20 protein-coding genes are annotated in these 15,548 nt (G+C 66.9%); all 20 read left to right on the plus strand.

Annotated features, from left to right (window positions below; all coding sequences use genetic code 11):
- Nucleotides 1–5 precede the first annotated feature (5 nt).
- The 20 genes from WT97_RS12025 (at nt 6) to WT97_RS12120 (ending at nt 15,542) form a co-directional block, all read left to right on the plus strand.
- On the plus strand, nt 6–827 hold the full coding sequence (locus WT97_RS12025; protein ID WP_006477138.1) for an ABC transporter ATP-binding protein: 822 nt from the start codon (nt 6–8) through the stop codon (nt 825–827).
- Nucleotides 824–1,591: a lipid asymmetry maintenance ABC transporter permease subunit MlaE gene (gene mlaE, locus WT97_RS12030; protein ID WP_034209767.1), complete on the plus strand. Its 768-nt coding sequence runs from the start codon at nt 824–826 to the stop codon at nt 1,589–1,591. The genes WT97_RS12025 and mlaE overlap by 4 nt, the downstream gene beginning before the upstream one ends.
- A gap of 24 nt (nt 1,592–1,615) precedes the next feature.
- Entirely contained in the window at nt 1,616–2,185 is a 570-nt protein-coding gene (gene mlaD, locus WT97_RS12035; protein ID WP_060353519.1) for an outer membrane lipid asymmetry maintenance protein MlaD, read from the plus strand.
- A 30-nt stretch (nt 2,186–2,215) separates the two neighbouring features.
- Nucleotides 2,216–3,178, plus strand: a complete 963-nt coding sequence (locus tag WT97_RS12040) for a VacJ family lipoprotein (protein WP_059499743.1) — start codon at nt 2,216–2,218, stop codon at nt 3,176–3,178.
- Between the two features lie 111 nt (nt 3,179–3,289).
- Nucleotides 3,290–3,919, plus strand: a complete 630-nt coding sequence (locus WT97_RS12045; protein ID WP_060353543.1) for a phospholipid-binding protein MlaC — start codon at nt 3,290–3,292, stop codon at nt 3,917–3,919.
- Nucleotides 3,916–4,191: a lipid asymmetry maintenance protein MlaB gene (locus tag WT97_RS12050; RefSeq protein ID WP_059499742.1), complete on the plus strand. Its 276-nt coding sequence runs from the start codon at nt 3,916–3,918 to the stop codon at nt 4,189–4,191. Before WT97_RS12045 ends, WT97_RS12050 begins: the two co-directional genes overlap by 4 nt.
- Nucleotides 4,192–4,383: 192 nt before the next feature.
- A complete protein-coding gene (locus WT97_RS12055) occupies nt 4,384–5,310 on the plus strand; it encodes an ABC transporter ATP-binding protein (RefSeq protein ID WP_060353520.1) in 927 nt (308 codons plus the stop codon).
- Entirely contained in the window at nt 5,307–6,128 is an 822-nt protein-coding gene (locus WT97_RS12060; RefSeq protein ID WP_230624984.1) for an ABC transporter permease, read from the plus strand. Before WT97_RS12055 ends, WT97_RS12060 begins: the two co-directional genes overlap by 4 nt.
- 55 nt (nt 6,129–6,183) lie before the next feature.
- A complete protein-coding gene (locus tag WT97_RS12065; RefSeq protein WP_060353521.1) occupies nt 6,184–6,423 on the plus strand; it encodes a BolA family protein in 240 nt (79 codons plus the stop codon).
- A gap of 14 nt (nt 6,424–6,437) precedes the next feature.
- The gene (gene murA / locus WT97_RS12070; protein ID WP_059499741.1) at nt 6,438–7,787 is read left to right on the plus strand and encodes a UDP-N-acetylglucosamine 1-carboxyvinyltransferase; all 1,350 of its coding nucleotides are present in this window, start codon (nt 6,438–6,440) and stop codon (nt 7,785–7,787) included.
- Nucleotides 7,784–8,437, plus strand: coding sequence for an ATP phosphoribosyltransferase (gene hisG / locus WT97_RS12075; protein ID WP_059499740.1), 654 nt, complete (start codon nt 7,784–7,786; stop codon nt 8,435–8,437). The genes murA and hisG overlap by 4 nt, the downstream gene beginning before the upstream one ends.
- A gap of 24 nt (nt 8,438–8,461) precedes the next feature.
- Nucleotides 8,462–9,778 (plus strand): histidinol dehydrogenase, encoded by a 1,317-nt coding sequence (gene hisD, locus WT97_RS12080; protein WP_027783351.1) that lies wholly within the window; start codon nt 8,462–8,464, stop codon nt 9,776–9,778.
- Nucleotides 9,779–9,918: 140 nt separating this feature from the next.
- Nucleotides 9,919–10,992, plus strand: coding sequence for a histidinol-phosphate transaminase (gene hisC / locus WT97_RS12085; protein ID WP_059499739.1), 1,074 nt, complete (start codon nt 9,919–9,921; stop codon nt 10,990–10,992).
- A 65-nt stretch (nt 10,993–11,057) separates the two neighbouring features.
- The gene (gene hisB / locus WT97_RS12090) at nt 11,058–11,645 is read left to right on the plus strand and encodes an imidazoleglycerol-phosphate dehydratase HisB (RefSeq protein ID WP_011546606.1); all 588 of its coding nucleotides are present in this window, start codon (nt 11,058–11,060) and stop codon (nt 11,643–11,645) included.
- 61 nt (nt 11,646–11,706) lie between these two features.
- The gene (locus WT97_RS12095; RefSeq protein WP_059499738.1) at nt 11,707–12,327 is read left to right on the plus strand and encodes a YchE family NAAT transporter; all 621 of its coding nucleotides are present in this window, start codon (nt 11,707–11,709) and stop codon (nt 12,325–12,327) included.
- Nucleotides 12,324–12,965, plus strand: coding sequence for an imidazole glycerol phosphate synthase subunit HisH (gene hisH / locus WT97_RS12100; protein WP_059499737.1), 642 nt, complete (start codon nt 12,324–12,326; stop codon nt 12,963–12,965). The genes WT97_RS12095 and hisH overlap by 4 nt, the downstream gene beginning before the upstream one ends.
- Nucleotides 12,966–13,128: 163 nt before the next feature.
- Nucleotides 13,129–13,884 carry a 1-(5-phosphoribosyl)-5-[(5-phosphoribosylamino)methylideneamino]imidazole-4-carboxamide isomerase gene (gene hisA, locus WT97_RS12105; RefSeq protein WP_059499736.1) on the plus strand — a complete coding sequence of 252 codons (756 nt, stop codon included), beginning with the start codon at nt 13,129–13,131 and terminating at the stop codon, nt 13,882–13,884.
- A gap of 106 nt (nt 13,885–13,990) precedes the next feature.
- The gene (hisF, locus tag WT97_RS12110) at nt 13,991–14,764 is read left to right on the plus strand and encodes an imidazole glycerol phosphate synthase subunit HisF (RefSeq protein WP_059499735.1); all 774 of its coding nucleotides are present in this window, start codon (nt 13,991–13,993) and stop codon (nt 14,762–14,764) included.
- Nucleotides 14,764–15,180 carry a phosphoribosyl-AMP cyclohydrolase gene (gene hisI, locus WT97_RS12115; protein WP_011546604.1) on the plus strand — a complete coding sequence of 139 codons (417 nt, stop codon included), beginning with the start codon at nt 14,764–14,766 and terminating at the stop codon, nt 15,178–15,180. Before hisF ends, hisI begins: the two co-directional genes overlap by 1 nt.
- Nucleotides 15,177–15,542 (plus strand): phosphoribosyl-ATP diphosphatase, encoded by a 366-nt coding sequence (locus WT97_RS12120; protein ID WP_059499734.1) that lies wholly within the window; start codon nt 15,177–15,179, stop codon nt 15,540–15,542. The genes hisI and WT97_RS12120 overlap by 4 nt, the downstream gene beginning before the upstream one ends.
- The last annotated feature ends 6 nt before the right edge of the window (nt 15,543–15,548 follow it).

Below are 15,548 nucleotides of genomic sequence, written 5' to 3' on the forward strand. Positions count from 1 at the left end.
GCTCCGTGAGCCCCACTCCTACCGAGACCCTGCTGGAACTTCGCGACGTCGACTTCGGCTACGGCGATCGCCTCGTCCTGTCCAACCTGAACCTGCGCTTCGGGCGTGGGCAGGTCGTCGCGGTCATGGGCGGCTCGGGTTGCGGCAAGACCACCGTGCTGCGCCTGATCGGCGGCCTCGTGCGCGCGCGCCGCGGCCAGGTGCTGTTCGACGGCGCCGACGTCGGCGCGCAAACGCGCGACGGTCTGTATGCGCTGCGCCGCAAGATGGGCATGCTGTTCCAGTTCGGCGCGCTGTTCACCGACATGTCGGTGTTCGAGAACGTCGCGTTCGCGCTGCGCGAGCATACCGACCTGCCCGAAGACCTGATCCGCGACCTGGTGCTGATGAAGCTGAACGCGGTCGGGCTGCGCGGCGCGCGCGACCTGATGCCGTCCGAGGTGTCGGGCGGGATGGCGCGCCGCATCGCGCTGGCGCGCGCGATCGCGCTCGATCCGCAGCTCATCATGTACGACGAGCCGTTCGCGGGCCTCGATCCGATCTCGCTCGGCATCACCGCCAACCTGATCCGCACGCTGAACCAGGCGCTCGGCGCGACGTCGATCCTCGTCACGCACGACGTGCCGGAATCGTTCGCGATCGCCGACTACGTGTATTTTCTGGCTAACGGCGGCGTGCTCGCGCAGGGCACGCCCGACGAGCTGCGCGCGTCGACCGATCCGAGCGTGCGGCAATTCATCGACGGCGCGCCGGACGGCCCGTTCAAATTTCACTACACGAGCCCGCCGCTGGCGGCGGATTTCGGGCTCGGCGGAGGGCGCGCATGATCAGCGCGATCGGACGTTACGTCATCGGCGGCCTCGAGCGGGCGGGCTACGGCACGCGCCTGTTCGTGCGCCTCGTGCTGGAATTCTTCCCGCTGCTGCGTCGGCCGCGGCTGGTCACGAAGCAGATCCACTTCCTCGGCAACTATTCGTTCGTGATCATCGCCGTGTCGGGGCTGTTCGTCGGCTTCGTGCTCGGCCTGCAGGGGTATTACACGCTGAACCGCTATGGTTCCGAGCAGGCGCTCGGCCTGCTGGTCGCGCTGTCGCTCGTGCGCGAGCTCGGGCCCGTCGTCACCGCGCTGCTGTTCGCGGGCCGCGCGGGCACGTCGCTCACGGCCGAGATCGGCCTGATGAAGGCCGGCGAGCAGCTCACCGCGCTCGAGATGATGGCGGTCGACCCGATCAAGAACGTGATCGCGCCGCGCATGTGGGCGGGCATCATCGCGATGCCGCTGCTGGCCGCGATCTTCAACGCGGTCGGCGTGCTCGGCGGGTACTTCGTCGGCGTCGTGCTGATCGGCGTCGATCCGGGCGCGTTCTGGTCGCAGATGCAGGGCGGCGTCCAGGTCTGGGCCGACGTCGGCAACGGCGTGCTGAAGAGCATCGTGTTCGGCTTCGCCGTGACCTTCATTGCACTGTTTCAGGGGTATGAAGCGAAGCCCACGCCCGAAGGCGTGTCGCGCGCGACCACCAAGACGGTCGTGTTCGCGTCGCTCGCCGTACTCGGCCTCGATTTCCTGCTGACCGCGCTGATGTTCAGCTAAGCCTCAGCCAAGCCAAATTTTGGGATGACGATGAAAAAGACTGCTCTCGACTTCTGGGTCGGCCTGTTCGTGGTGGTGGGCTTCCTTGCGGTGCTGTTCCTGGCGCTGAAGGTCGGCAACATGAGCTCGCTGTCGTTTCAGCCGACCTACTCGGTGAGGATGAAATTCGACAATATCGGCGGGCTGAAGCCGCGCGCGGCCGTGAAGAGCGCCGGCGTCGTGGTCGGCCGCGTGAAGTCGATCGGCTTCGACACGAACACCTACCAGGCGCTCGTCACGATCGACATCGACGGCCAATACCCGTTCCCGAAGGATTCGTCGGCGAAGATCCTGACGTCGGGCCTGCTCGGCGAGCAATATATCGGCCTCGATCCGGGCGGCGACACCGAAATGCTGAAATCGGGCGATACGATCGCGATGACGCAGTCGGCGATCGTGCTCGAGAACCTGATCGGCCAGTTCCTGTACAGCAAGGCCGCCGATGCGGGCGGTGCGAAGCCGGCAGCCGGCGCATCGGCTGCTCCCGCCGCTCCCGCCGCTCCGGCGCCGGTGGCGATACCGGCGTCGGCGGTGTCCGGTTCGGCCGGCCAATAACCACACGAGAGAAAACAAGAGGGTAATGACATGCACACGATCCGCATCAGGCACGCCGCGCTGGCGGTAGCGGCAGTCGCCGCGTTGAGCGGCTGCGCGACCGTGCAGACGCCGACCAAGGGCGATCCGCTCGAAGGCTTCAACCGGACGATGTACAAGTTCAACGACACGGTCGATACGTACGCGCTGAAGCCGGTCGCGAAGGGCTACCAGTACGTGGTGCCGCAGCCGGTGCGCGACAGCGTGACGAACTTCTTCTCGAACATCGGCGACGTCTACATCGCGGCGAACAACATCGTGCAGCTGCGGATCGCGGACGGCGTCGGCGACATCATGCGCGTCGTGATCAACACGGTGTTCGGCGTCGGCGGCCTGTTCGACGTCGCGACGATCGCGAAGCTGCCGAAGCACACGGCCGACTTCGGGATCACGATGGGCCGCTACGGCATGCCGTCGGGTCCGTACCTCGTGCTGCCGCTGCTCGGCCCGAGCACGCTGCGCGACACGGCCGGCCTGGGCGTCGACTACGTCGGCAATCCGCTCACCTACGTGAAGCCGGACGGCCTGAGCTGGGGCCTGTTCGGCGTGAACCTGGTCAACACGCGTGCGAACCTGCTGGGCGCGGGCGACGTGCTCGATGCCGCGGCGCTCGACAAGTATTCGTTCGTACGCAATGCGTACCTGCAGCGTCGCCAGATGCTGATCAACAACGCGCGCGGCGAGGCCGCCACGACGTCGAGCAACGACGCGCTGCCGAAGTACGACCTGCCGGAAGACGGTGCGGCACCGGCGGCAGCCGGCGCGGCCGGTACGGCGGGCGCGGCCGCGGTGGGCGGCGCCGCGCCGGCGGGCGCATCGGGCGCGGCGGTTGCTGCGCCTGCGTCGGGCGCGGCCGAAGCGCCCAACCCGGCGAGCGAAACGAACGTGCCGGCCATGCAGGTGGCGCCGCCGTCGCCGGGCGGGTTCCGGTTCCCGAGCATCCGGCTGCACTGACGGATTTACATTCGTTACAGCCGGAAACGATTCAGTCGGTAGCGTATGCGAACTTGCGCGTAAGCTACCTGCTCCAACCTTCGCATCGACTCATTCATGCAGGCCACTATGATGAAAAAACTGTTCCTGATCTCCGTTTTCGCGGCGCTGTTCTCGTTCGGCAGCGCAGCTCACGCGCAAGTCGACCAGTCGAACCCGCAGGCGCTGATCAAGACGGCGACGCAGCAGGTGCTCGACGAAGTCAAGCAGCAGACGATCAAGCAGGGCGACACCAACCGCATCATCACGATCGTCAACAAGGACATCCTGCCGTACACCGATTTCCGCCGCACCACGCAGCTGGCCATGGGCCGCAACTGGCGCACGGCGACGGTCGAGCAGCAGCAGCAGGTTCAGGAGCAGTTCAAGCTGCTGCTGATCCGCACGTATTCGGGCGCGCTCGCCCAACTGAAGCCAGACCAGCAGATTCAGTACCCGCCGTTCCGCGCCGATCCGGCCGATACCGACGTCGTGGTCAAGACGATCGCGATGAACAACGGTCAGCCGGTCCAGATCGACTACCGCCTGTACAAGACGGCGAACGGCTGGAAGGTGTATGACCTGAACGTGCTCGGCGCGTGGCTGATCCAGACGTACCAGCAACAGTTCAACGAGAAGATCCAGCAAAGCGGCGTGGACGGCCTGATCAAGTTCCTGTCGCAGCGCAACCAGGAACTTGCCGCGGGCAAGCAAGCGTCGTGAGCGGCTTCGCAGCCGCTTCCTCGCTGACCGTCGCGAGCGCGAAGTCCGCGCTCGCGGACGGTCTTGCGCGCATCGGCGCCGGCGCGACCGCCGTCGATTGCGCGGCGCTGACGCAGTTCGACTCGTCGGCGCTCGCCGTGCTGCTCGCATGGCAACGTGCCGCCAAAGCGCGCGGCGCGACCCTCGACATCCTCAATCTCCCTCCGAAGCTCGCCAGCCTCGCGCGCGCCTACGGCGTCGACACGCTCATCGACGGCACCGGGCGACATTGACCCTGTCCGACCGAAGCCTGCCGCGCCAGCCGGCGCGCGCACGCTTCAGGCCGCGCGCCGCCGGCGCCGGCTCCACCAGCCGGTTTGCCCTATAATCAAGCGTTTTGCGGGGCAGCCAATCGGCGTCCGGCCCCCATTTTCTTTCGCAGCAAGCACAGAATAGGCGTCGCGGCCCTTGCGTCGCGCACAGTCATGTCAGCCATAGAAATCCGTCACGTCAAGAAGCGCTACAAGTCGCTTCAGGCGCTCAAGGGCGTCAGCCTGTCGGTCGAGGAAGGCGAGTTTTTCGGTCTGCTCGGCCCCAACGGCGCAGGCAAGACCACGCTCATCAGCATCCTCGCCGGGCTCGCCCGGGCCGACGAAGGCAGTATCTCGGTGCTCGGTCACGACGTCGTCCAGGACTTCCGCAGCGCGCGCCGCGCACTCGGCGTCGTTCCGCAGGAGCTCGTTTTCGACCCGTTCTTCACCGTTCGCGAAACGCTGCGGATCCAGTCCGGCTATTTCGGGCTGCGCCGCAACGACGACTGGATCGACGAAGTGATGGCCAATCTCGATCTCACCGAGAAAGCCGACGCGAACATGCGCGCGCTGTCGGGCGGGATGAAGCGTCGCGTGCTCGTCGCGCAGGCGCTCGTGCACCGGCCGCCCGTGATCGTGCTCGACGAGCCGACCGCCGGCGTCGACGTCGAATTGCGCCAGACGCTGTGGAAATTCATCTCGCGCCTGAATCGCGAGGGTCACACGATCGTGCTGACCACCCATTACCTCGAGGAAGCCGAGTCGCTGTGCGACCGCATCGCGATGCTGCGCCGTGGCGAAGTCGTCGCGCTCGACCGCACCGACGCGCTGCTGCGCCGCTTCGCGGGCCTGCAGCTGTACCTGCGGTTCGCGACGGGCGCGCTGCCGGCCGAGCTGCGCGGGCTGGAAACCGATCCGGCCGCGCGCGCGCCGGGCGAGCACCTGCTGCGCCTCACGAGTTACGACGAGGTCGAACGCATCCTTGCGCAATGCCGCGCGGCGGGCTGCACGTTCGACGAGATCGAGGTCCGCAAGGCCGACCTCGAGGACGTGTTCGTCCAGGTGATGAACGGGGCCGAGGTGATCGAGGGTCTGGCATGAATCAACACTCCCCACGCGAACTGCGTTCGCTGTCGTCCGAGGGGACGGCCCGGCGCGTGCCGGGAAGCGGGTTCCGCACGCTGTTCTACAAGGAACTGCTGCGTTTCTGGAAGGTGTCGTTCCAGACGGTGCTCGCGCCGATCGTCACCGCGCTGCTGTATCTGACGATCTTCGGCCATGCACTGTCGGGCCGCGTCGAGGTCTATCCCGGTGTCGAATACGTGAGCTTTCTCGTGCCGGGCCTCGTGATGATGAGCGTGCTGCAGAACGCGTTCGCGAACAGCTCGTCGTCGCTGATCCAGTCGAAGATCACCGGCAACCTCGTGTTCATGCTGCTGCCGCCGCTGTCGTACCGCGATATCTTCGGCGCGTACGTGCTCGCGTCCGTCGTGCGCGGGCTCGCGGTCGGCGCGGGCGTGTTCGTCGTGACGATCTGGTTTATCCCGATGCACTTCGCGGCGCCGCTGTTCATCATTGCGTTCGCGCTGCTCGGCTCGGCGATTCTCGGCACGCTCGGGCTGATCGCCGGGATCTGGGCCGAGAAGTTCGACCAGCTCGCCGCGTTCCAGAACTTCCTGATCATGCCGCTGACGTTTCTGTCCGGCGTGTTCTATTCGACGCACTCGCTGCCGCCCGTGTGGCGCGAAGTGTCGCGTCTCAACCCGTTTTTCTACATGATCGACGGCTTCCGTTTCGGGTTCTTCGGCGCGTCCGACATTAACCCGTTCGCGAGCCTCGCGATCGTCACCGGTTTCTTCGTGCTGCTCGCGCTGATCGCGATGCGGCTGCTCGCGACCGGCTACAAACTGCGTCATTGATATCGACAGGCCGCGGCCGCCCCGGGGCGGCGCGCGCCGACAGGAGCCCTACACCATGTTGCCGACTCCCGAACAGGTCAAGCAATACATCGCCAGCGGTCTCGCCTGCACACATCTGGAAGTCGAAGGCGACGGCCAGCATTTCTTCGCGACGATCGTGTCGGCGGCCTTCGAAGGCAAGCGGCCGATCCAGCGGCACCAGCTCGTCTATGCGGCGCTCGGCGATCGCATGAAGCAGGAAATTCACGCGCTCAGCATGAAGACGCTGACGCCCGCCGAATGGCAGAACGCATAAACGGAAATCACTGAGTGCAAGTCACCGCCAACGAGCGCGACGCCGTCCAGAGCGTCGCCACGGCACACCCGGCCGCCAACGGGGAATCGCAGGGACAGGGGATGGACAAGCTGGTGATCGAAGGCGGTCGCCGGCTGTCCGGCGAGATCGTCGTGTCGGGCGCGAAGAACGCCGCGCTCCCGATCCTGTGCGCGGGGCTGCTCAGCGCCGAGCCGGTCGAGCTCGACAACGTGCCGAACCTGAAGGACGTGCGCACCACGCTGAAGGTGCTGAACCAGATGGGCGTGAAGAGCGAGACCGACGGCTGCCGCGTGCAGCTCGACGCGTCGCGCGTCGACAACCTCGTCGCACCGTACGAGCTCGTGAAGACGATGCGCGCGTCGATCCTCGTGCTCGGGCCGCTGCTCGCGCGCTTCGGCGAGGCGAAGGTGTCGCTGCCGGGCGGCTGCGCGATCGGCGCGCGGCCGGTCGACCAGCACATCAAGGGCCTGCAGGCGATGGGCGCCGAGATCAGCATCGAGCACGGCTTCATCGAAGCGCGCGCGAAACGCCTGAAGGGCGCGCGCATCGTGACTGACATGATCACGGTGACGGGGACCGAAAATCTGCTGATGGCCGCGACGCTCGCCGACGGCGAGACGGTGATCGAAAACGCCGCGCGCGAGCCGGAAGTGAGCGATCTCGCACACTTGCTGGTCGCGATGGGCGCGAAAATCGACGGCATCGGCACCGACCGCCTCGTGATCCAGGGCGTCGAGCGGCTGCACGGCGCGCGCCATTCGGTGATCCCCGACCGCATCGAGGCCGGCACGTTCCTGTGCGCGGTCGCGGCGGCCGGCGGCGACGTGAGGTTGACGGGCGTGCGCCCGCACATCCTCGACGCGGTGATCGACAAGCTGCGCGAAGCGGGCGTGTCGATCGAGGAAGGCGACAGCTGGCTGCGCGTGAAGATGGACCGCCGCCCGTCGGCGGTGACGATCCGCACGTCGGAATACCCGGCGTTCCCGACCGACATGCAGGCGCAGTTCATGGCCCTCAATACGGTCGCGACGGGCACCGCGCAGGTCGTCGAAACCATTTTCGAGAACCGCTTCATGCATGTGCAGGAGCTGAACCGGCTCGGCGCGAACATCACGATCGACGGCAACACGGCGCTCGTGACGGGTGTCGAGAAGCTGTCGGGCGCGAACGTGATGGCGACCGACCTGCGTGCGTCGGCGAGCCTCGTGATCGCCGGGCTGCGCGCCGACGGCGAAACGCTCGTCGACCGCATCTATCATCTGGACCGCGGCTACGACCGCATGGAAACCAAACTGACCGCCGTCGGCGCGAACGTGCGCCGCCTTTCCGGGAGCCAAGCATGACCGCGCCGCTGACCCTCGCCCTGTCGAAGGGCCGGATCTTCGAGGAAACCCTGCCGCTGCTGGCGGCTGCCGGCGTGCAGGTGGCCGAGGATCCGGAAACGTCGCGCAAGCTGATCCTGCCGACGACCGATCCGAACCTGCGCGTGATCATCGTGCGCGCGAGCGACGTGCCGACCTACGTCGAATACGGCGCGGCCGATTTCGGCGTGGCCGGCAAGGACGTGCTTGTCGAGCACGGCGGCTCGGGCCTGTACCAGCCGATCGATCTGAACATTGCGCGCTGCCGGATGTCGGTGGCCGTGCCGGCCGGTTTCGACTACGCGAGCGCGGTGCGCCAGGGCGCGCGCCTGCGGGTCGCGACCAAATACGTCGAAACGGCGCGCGAACACTTTGCCGCGAAGGGCGTGCACGTCGACCTGATCAAGCTGTACGGCTCGATGGAGCTGGCGCCGCTGGTCGGGCTGGCCGACGCGATCGTCGACCTCGTCAGCTCGGGCGGCACGCTGAAGGCGAACAATCTGGTCGAGGTCGAGGAGATCATGGCGATCTCGTCGCGCCTCGTCGTGAACCAGGCCGCGCTCAAGCTGAAGCGCGCGGCGCTCAAGCCGATCCTCGACGCGTTCGAACGCGCGTCGCAGAATGGCGGTTGAGCGCATCACCGTAACGGAACTCCCATGTCCATCACCATCCGCAAGCTCGACTCGACGAACGAAGGCTTCGGCGCCGCCCTGCGCGCCGTGCTCGCGTTCGAGGCGAGCGAAGACGAGGCGATCGAGCAATCGGTCGCGCAGATCCTCGCCGACGTGAAGTCGCGCGGCGACGCCGCGGTGCTCGAGTACACGAACCGCTTCGACCGGCTGAGCGCGGACAGCGTCGCCGCGCTCGAACTGCCGCAGGACGCGCTGCAGACGGCGCTCGACGGCCTCGCGCCGAAGGCGCGCGCGGCGCTGGAAGCCGCCGCGGCGCGGGTGCGCGCGTACCACGAGAAGCAGAAGATCGAGTGCGGCACGCATAGCTGGCAGTACACGGAAAGCGACGGCACGGTGCTCGGCCAGAAGGTCACGCCGCTCGACCGCGTCGGCCTGTACGTGCCGGGCGGCAAGGCCGCGTATCCGTCGTCGGTGCTGATGAACGCGATTCCCGCGCGTGTCGCGGGGGTCGGCGAGATCGTGATGGTCGTGCCGACGCCGGACGGCGTGAAGAACGACCTCGTGCTCGCCGCGGCGCTGCTCGGCGGCGTCGATCGCGTGTTCACGATCGGCGGCGCGCAGGCGGTCGGCGCGCTCGCGTACGGCACGGCGACGGTGCCGGCCGTCGACAAGATCTGCGGCCCCGGCAACGCGTATGTCGCGTCGGCGAAGCGCCGCGTATTCGGCACGGTCGGCATCGACATGATCGCCGGGCCGTCGGAAATCCTCGTGCTGTGCGACGGCACGACCGATCCGAATTGGGTCGCGATGGACCTGTTCTCGCAGGCCGAGCACGACGAACTCGCGCAGTCGATCCTGCTGTGTCCGGACGGTGCGTTCCTCGATCGCGTCGAGAAGGCGATCGACGAGCTGCTGCCGACGATGCCGCGCCAGGACGTGATCCGTGCGTCGCTCGAGGGGCGCGGCGCGCTGATCAAGGTGCGCGACATGGCCGAGGCGTGCCGGATCGCGAATGACATCGCACCGGAACACCTCGAAATCTCGGCGCTGGAGCCGCAGCAATGGGGTCAGCAGATCCGCCATGCGGGCGCGATCTTCCTCGGCCGCTATACGAGCGAAAGCCTCGGCGACTACTGCGCGGGGCCGAACCACGTGCTGCCGACGTCGCGCACCGCGCGCTTCTCGTCGCCGCTCGGCGTGTACGACTTCATCAAGCGCTCGAGCCTGATCGAGGTCAGCGCGGAAGGCGCGCAGACGCTCGGCGAGATCGCGTCCGAGCTCGCATACGGCGAAGGGCTGCAGGCGCATGCGAGGAGCGCCGAGTTCCGGATGAAGGGCTGAGCGCGCCGTGCGCGGGGCCGGGCGCGCGCCGACGCGCCGGCACCGGCGGCCCCCGGATCGACGCAGGAGACGAGCGCAAGGCGGCAGCCGCCGCCTTGCCAACCATTTGACGCCGGCGCGACGCACGCCGGCTTGAGACCATGACGACGCCACAAGACATCATCCGCCGCGACGTGCTCGCGATGACGAGCTATCCGGTTCCCGACGCGAGCGGGTTCGTGAAGCTCGACGCGATGGAGAACCCGTATCCGCTGCCGGCGCCGCTCGCCGCGGCGCTCGGCGAGCGGCTCGCGCAGGTCGCGCTGAACCGCTACCCGGCGCCGCGCCCGGCCGCGCTGCTCGACAAGCTGCGCCACGCGATGCGCGTGCCGGCCGGTTGCGACGTGCTGCTCGGCAACGGTTCCGACGAAATCATCAGCATGATCGCGGTCGCGTGCGCCCGGCCGGGCGCGAAGGTGCTCGCGCCGGTGCCGGGCTTCGTGATGTACGAGCTCTCGGCGAAGCTCGCGCAGCTCGAATTCGTCGGCGTGCCGCTGAAGGCCGACCTGACGCTCGACATCGATGCGATGCTCGCGGCGATCGCCGAGCACCGGCCGGCGATCGTCTATCTCGCGTATCCGAACAACCCCACCGGCACGCTGTACGACGATGCCGACGTCGAGCGGATCGTCGCGGCCGCGCGGCACAGCCTGATCGTGATCGACGAGGCGTACCAGCCGTTCGCGGAGCGCTCGTGGCTGCCGCGTGCCGCCGAGTTCGACAACGTCGTCGTGATGCGCACGGTGTCGAAGCTCGGCCTCGCGGGTATCCGCCTCGGCTATCTCGTCGGCTCGCCCGCGTGGCTGAACGAATTCGACAAGGTGCGCCCGCCGTACAACATCAACGTGCTGACCCAGGCGACCGCCGATTTCCTGCTCGACCACCTCGACGTGCTCGATGCGCAGGCGGCCGAATTGCGCGCGGAGCGCGCGCGCCTCGCGCAGGCGGTGGCCGCGCTGCCGGGCGCGACGGTGTTTCCGAGCGCCGGCAATTTCCTGCTGGTGCGCGTGCCGGACGCGGCTGCCGTGTTCGATGCGCTGCTCACCGAGCGGGTGCTGGTCAAAAACGTGAGTAAAATGCATCCGTTACTGGCCGAATGCGTGCGGCTGACCGTCGGTTCTCCCGACGAAAACGCCCGCCTGCTGGCCGCCTTGAAACTCGCGCTGCCCGGTTGAGCCCAGGGCGCGGCGGCGCGCGACGATCAATCCCCATTTACATCAGACTCAATCAAGGAATTGCCATGCGTGTGGCGGAAGTCGTTCGCAATACCAGCGAAACGCAGATCCGTGTGAAGCTCGATCTCGACGGCACCGGCCGGCAGAAGCTGGCCACCGGCGTGCCGTTTCTCGACCATATGCTCGACCAGATCGCGCGACACGGTCTGGTCGATCTCGAGGTCGAAGCGCATGGCGACACGCATATCGACGATCACCACACGGTCGAGGACGTCGGCATCACGCTTGGCCAGGCCGTCGCGAAGGCGATCGGCGATCGCAAGGGCATCCGCCGCTACGGCCATTCGTACGTGCCGCTCGACGAGGCGCTGTCGCGCGTCGTGATCGACTTCTCGGGCCGGCCCGGCCTCGAATTCCACGTGCCGTTCACGCGCGCGCGGATCGGCACGTTCGACGTCGACCTGTCGATCGAGTTCTTCCGCGGCTTCGTGAACCATGCGGGCGTGACGCTGCACATCGACAACCTGCGCGGGATCAACGCGCACCATCAGCTCGAGACGGTGTTCAAGGCCTTCGGCCGCGCGCTGCGCGCGGCGGTGGAGCTCGACGAGCGCGCGGCGGGGCAGATTCCGTCGACGAAAGGAAGCCTCTGAACGTCCGAACGGACTGCGCTCGGGACAACCTCACGGCTTCGGCGCGCGGCGCCGGCTTGCGATGGATCTGCTCAAATCGTTCATTTCGCTGCTCGCGCTGATCAATCCGGTCGGTGCGGTGCCGTTCTTCCTGAGCCTGACGGCGCAGCAGACGGAGGCCGAGCGGCGGCGCACGATCCGGATCGCATCGGTGTCGGTGTTCTGCGTGATGACGGTGACCGCGCTGCTCGGGCAGCAGATCATCAACTTCTTCGGCATTTCGGTCGGGTCGCTCGAAGTCGGCGGCGGGATCATCATGCTGCTGATGGCGATCAACATGCTCAACGCGCAGATCGGCAACACGCGATCGACGCCCGAGGAGCGTGACGAAGCCGAGCTGAAGGACAACATCGCGGTCGTGCCGCTGGCGATTCCACTGCTCACGGGCCCCGGCTCGATCAGCACGGTGATCGTCTATGCGGCGAGCGCGCATCACTGGTATGAACGGGCCGGGCTGGTCGCGATCGGCGCGGTCCTGGCTTTTCTGTGTTTCGTCGCGATGCGGCTCGCCGAGCCGATCGCGAACTGGATCGGCCGCACCGGCATCAACATCGCCACGCGGCTGATGGGTCTGATGCTGTCGGCGCTGGCGGTGGAATTCATCGTCAATGGACTGAGGGCGCTACTGCCTGCACTGAGATGAAAACTTCGATTGCGATTGTGGATTATGGGATGGGCAACCTGCGCTCGGTCGCGCAGGCGCTCAAGAAAGCCGAACCGGCCGCCGACGTGGCGATCGTCGACACGCCGGCCGCGATTCGCGCGGCCGACCGCGTTGTGTTGCCCGGCCAGGGTGCGATGCCCGACTGCATGCGTTGCCTCGGCGAATCCGGCCTGCAGGAGGCCGTGATCGACGCGTCGCGCACGAAGCCGCTGCTCGGCGTGTGCGTTGGCGAGCAGATGCTGTTCGACTGGAGCGCGGAAGGCGACACGAAGGGCCTCGGCCTGTTGCCCGGCAAGGTTGTGCGCTTCGAGCTCGACGGCCGGCTGCAGGACGACGGCTCGCGCTTCAAGGTGCCGCAGATGGGCTGGAACCGCGTGCGCCAGGCGCAGCCGCACCCGCTGTGGGACGGCGTGCCCGACGACGCGTATTTTTACTTCGTGCACAGCTATTACGTCGTGCCGGACAACCCGGCGCACACGGTTGGCGAAACGGCCTACGGTGCGCCGTTTACGTCAGCGGTCGCGCGGGACAATCTCTTCGCGACCCAATTCCACCCCGAGAAAAGCGCGGAGGTCGGGTTGCGTCTGTATCGCAACTTCGTACACTGGAAACCGTAAACGTGGTGCGCGAGCCACAGTCGAACTGGCCGAACGGCCTGTCGCGCGGGGCTTGCCCGCTTAAGCGCCGAAAGAGTTGTACTAAACTAGCGAGACGGCGCGGCACCGGTTTGGCCGGTACGCGCCGGATTCTTTTCATTTTCCACGACGACACCCGATTGCTATGTTGCTGATTCCGGCCATCGACCTCAAAGACGGTCAGTGTGTGCGCCTCAAACAGGGCGATATGGACCAGGCCACGATTTTCTCCGAGGACCCGGCGGCGATGGCCCGCAAGTGGGTCGATCTCGGCGCCCGGCGGCTCCATCTCGTCGACCTGAACGGCGCATTCGCCGGCAAGCCGAAGAATCTCGAGGCGATCGAAGCGATCCTCGACGAAGTCGGCGACGAAATCCCGGTACAGCTCGGCGGCGGCATCCGCAGCCTCGAGACGATCGAGAAGTATCTCGACGCCGGCCTGTCCTATGTGATCATCGGCACTGCCGCCGTGAAGAATCCGGGCTTTCTGCAGGACGCATGCACCGCGTTCGCGGGCAACATCATCGTCGGGCTGGACGCGAAGGACGGCAAGGTCGCGACCGACGGCTGGAGCAAGCTGACCGGCCACGAAGTGATCGATCTCGCGAAGAAGTTCGAGGACTATGGCGTCGAATCGATCGTCTACACGGACATCGGCCGCGACGGGATGCTGCAGGGCATCAACATCGACGCGACCGTGAAGCTCGCGCAGGCCGTCGGCATTCCGGTGATCGCGAGCGGCGGCCTGTCGAATCTCGCGGACATCGACAAGCTCTGCGAAGTCGAGGAACACGGCGTCGAAGGCGTGATCTGCGGCCGCGCAATCTATTCCGGCGATCTCGATTTCGCGGCCGCGCAAAAGCGCGCGGACGAACTGAACGGCGAACTCGACAACGCGTAACCGCGGTTGTCCCGTTCGCCGGGGCTGCCCGCGAGCAGCCCCGACCGGACGCCTCGTGCGAGGCCTCCGCAACCGGCCGTCCCAGCGCGGCATTTGGCGCAACATCATGGCTCTAGCTAAACGCATCATCCCCTGCCTGGACGTGACTGCCGGGCGTGTCGTCAAGGGCGTCAATTTCGTCGAGCTGCGCGACGCCGGCGACCCCGTCGAAATCGCCCGCCGCTACGACGAACAAGGTGCCGACGAACTCACGTTCCTCGACATCACCGCGACGTCCGACCAGCGCGACCTGATCCTGCCGATCATCGAAGCCGTCGCGTCGCAGGTGTTCATTCCGCTGACCGTCGGCGGCGGCGTGCGTGCCGTCGAGGACGTACGGCGCCTGCTGAACGCGGGCGCGGACAAGGTCAGCATGAATTCGTCGGCGGTCGCGAATCCGCAGCTCGTGCGCGACGCGGCCGACAAGTACGGCTCGCAGTGCATCGTCGTCGCGATCGACGCGAAGCGCGTGTCGGCCGACGGCGAGACGCCGCGCTGGGAAGTGTTCACGCACGGCGGCCGCAAGAACACGGGCCTCGACGCGATCGAATGGGCACGCAAGATGGCCGAGCTCGGCGCGGGCGAGATCCTGCTCACGAGCATGGACCGCGACGGCACGAAGTCGGGCTTCGACCTTGCACTCACGCGCGGCGTGTCTGACGCGGTGCCGGTGCCGGTGATCGCGTCGGGCGGCGTCGGCTGCCTGCAGGATCTCGCGGACGGCATCAAGGACGGTCGCGCCGACGCGGTGCTGGCCGCGAGCATCTTCCACTACGGCGAGCACACGGTCGGCGAGGCGAAGCGCTTCATGTCCGACCAGGGCATCCCGGTGAGGCTGTGATGAATACCGAAACGAAATCCCTGCCCGCGTGGCTCGACAAGGTCCGCTGGGACGACAACGGCCTCGTGCCGGTGATCGCGCAGGAAGCGTCGACGAACGACGTGCTGATGTTCGCGTGGATGAATCGCGAGGCGCTCGCGAAGACGATCGAGACGCAGCGCGCGGTCTATTATTCGCGCTCGCGCAAGCGCCTGTGGTTCAAGGGCGAGGAGTCGGGCCACGTGCAGCACGTGCACGAGGTGCGGCTCGACTGCGACGAGGACGTCGTGCTGCTGAAGGTCGAGCAGGTGTCGGGCATCGCGTGCCACACCGGCCGGCATTCGTGCTTCTTCCAGAAATTCGAAGGCACCGTGGACGGCGGCGACTGGGTCGCGGTCGAGCCGGTGCTGAAAGACCCCGAACACATCTACAAATGACGCAATCGACCGAAGACACGCTGCTGCGCCTCGCGGCCGTGATCGATAGCCGCAAGGGCGGCGATCCCGATCAATCGTACGTGTCGCGCCTGTTCCACAAGGGCGACGACGCGGTGCTGAAGAAGATCGGCGAAGAGGCGACGGAAGTCGTGCTGGCCGCGAAGGACGTGCGCCAGGGCGGCGCGCCGGCCGCGCTCGTCGGCGAGGTGGCCGACCTGTGGTTTCACTGCCTCGTGATGCTGTCGCATTTCGACCTGAGCCCTGCCGACGTGATCGCCGAACTCGAGCGCCGCGAGGGCTTGTCGGGCATCGAGGAAAAAGCGCTGCGCAAGCGCCGCGAGCGCGAGGAAAACGGCGGGTGACGGACA

This window comes from Burkholderia sp. MSMB1459WGS, from assembly GCF_001534535.1.
In the GTDB taxonomy this organism is placed as follows: Bacteria; Pseudomonadota; Gammaproteobacteria; order Burkholderiales; family Burkholderiaceae; genus Burkholderia.

Bases quoted from the DNA above. Each gene is read 5' to 3' on its own strand.
- hisI (WP_011546604.1), top strand. From the start codon at position 14,764: ATGAATACCGAAACGAAATCCCTGCCCGCGTGGCTCGACAAGGTCCGC.
- mlaD (WP_060353519.1), top strand. From the start codon at position 1,616: ATGACGATGAAAAAGACTGCTCTCGACTTCTGGGTCGGCCTGTTCGTG.
- hisC (WP_059499739.1), top strand. From the start codon at position 9,919: ATGACGACGCCACAAGACATCATCCGCCGCGACGTGCTCGCGATGACG.
- hisD (WP_027783351.1), top strand. From the start codon at position 8,462: ATGTCCATCACCATCCGCAAGCTCGACTCGACGAACGAAGGCTTCGGC.
- mlaE (WP_034209767.1), top strand. From the start codon at position 824: ATGATCAGCGCGATCGGACGTTACGTCATCGGCGGCCTCGAGCGGGCG.
- hisA (WP_059499736.1), top strand. From the start codon at position 13,129: ATGTTGCTGATTCCGGCCATCGACCTCAAAGACGGTCAGTGTGTGCGC.
- WT97_RS12095 (WP_059499738.1), top strand. From the start codon at position 11,707: ATGGATCTGCTCAAATCGTTCATTTCGCTGCTCGCGCTGATCAATCCG.
- WT97_RS12120 (WP_059499734.1), top strand. From the start codon at position 15,177: ATGACGCAATCGACCGAAGACACGCTGCTGCGCCTCGCGGCCGTGATC.
- hisG (WP_059499740.1), top strand. From the start codon at position 7,784: ATGACCGCGCCGCTGACCCTCGCCCTGTCGAAGGGCCGGATCTTCGAG.
- WT97_RS12045 (WP_060353543.1), top strand. From the start codon at position 3,290: ATGAAAAAACTGTTCCTGATCTCCGTTTTCGCGGCGCTGTTCTCGTTC.
- WT97_RS12060 (WP_230624984.1), top strand. From the start codon at position 5,307: ATGAATCAACACTCCCCACGCGAACTGCGTTCGCTGTCGTCCGAGGGG.
- WT97_RS12040 (WP_059499743.1), top strand. From the start codon at position 2,216: ATGCACACGATCCGCATCAGGCACGCCGCGCTGGCGGTAGCGGCAGTC.
- hisH (WP_059499737.1), top strand. From the start codon at position 12,324: ATGAAAACTTCGATTGCGATTGTGGATTATGGGATGGGCAACCTGCGC.
- hisB (WP_011546606.1), top strand. From the start codon at position 11,058: ATGCGTGTGGCGGAAGTCGTTCGCAATACCAGCGAAACGCAGATCCGT.
- WT97_RS12055 (WP_060353520.1), top strand. From the start codon at position 4,384: ATGTCAGCCATAGAAATCCGTCACGTCAAGAAGCGCTACAAGTCGCTT.
- WT97_RS12065 (WP_060353521.1), top strand. From the start codon at position 6,184: ATGTTGCCGACTCCCGAACAGGTCAAGCAATACATCGCCAGCGGTCTC.
- hisF (WP_059499735.1), top strand. From the start codon at position 13,991: ATGGCTCTAGCTAAACGCATCATCCCCTGCCTGGACGTGACTGCCGGG.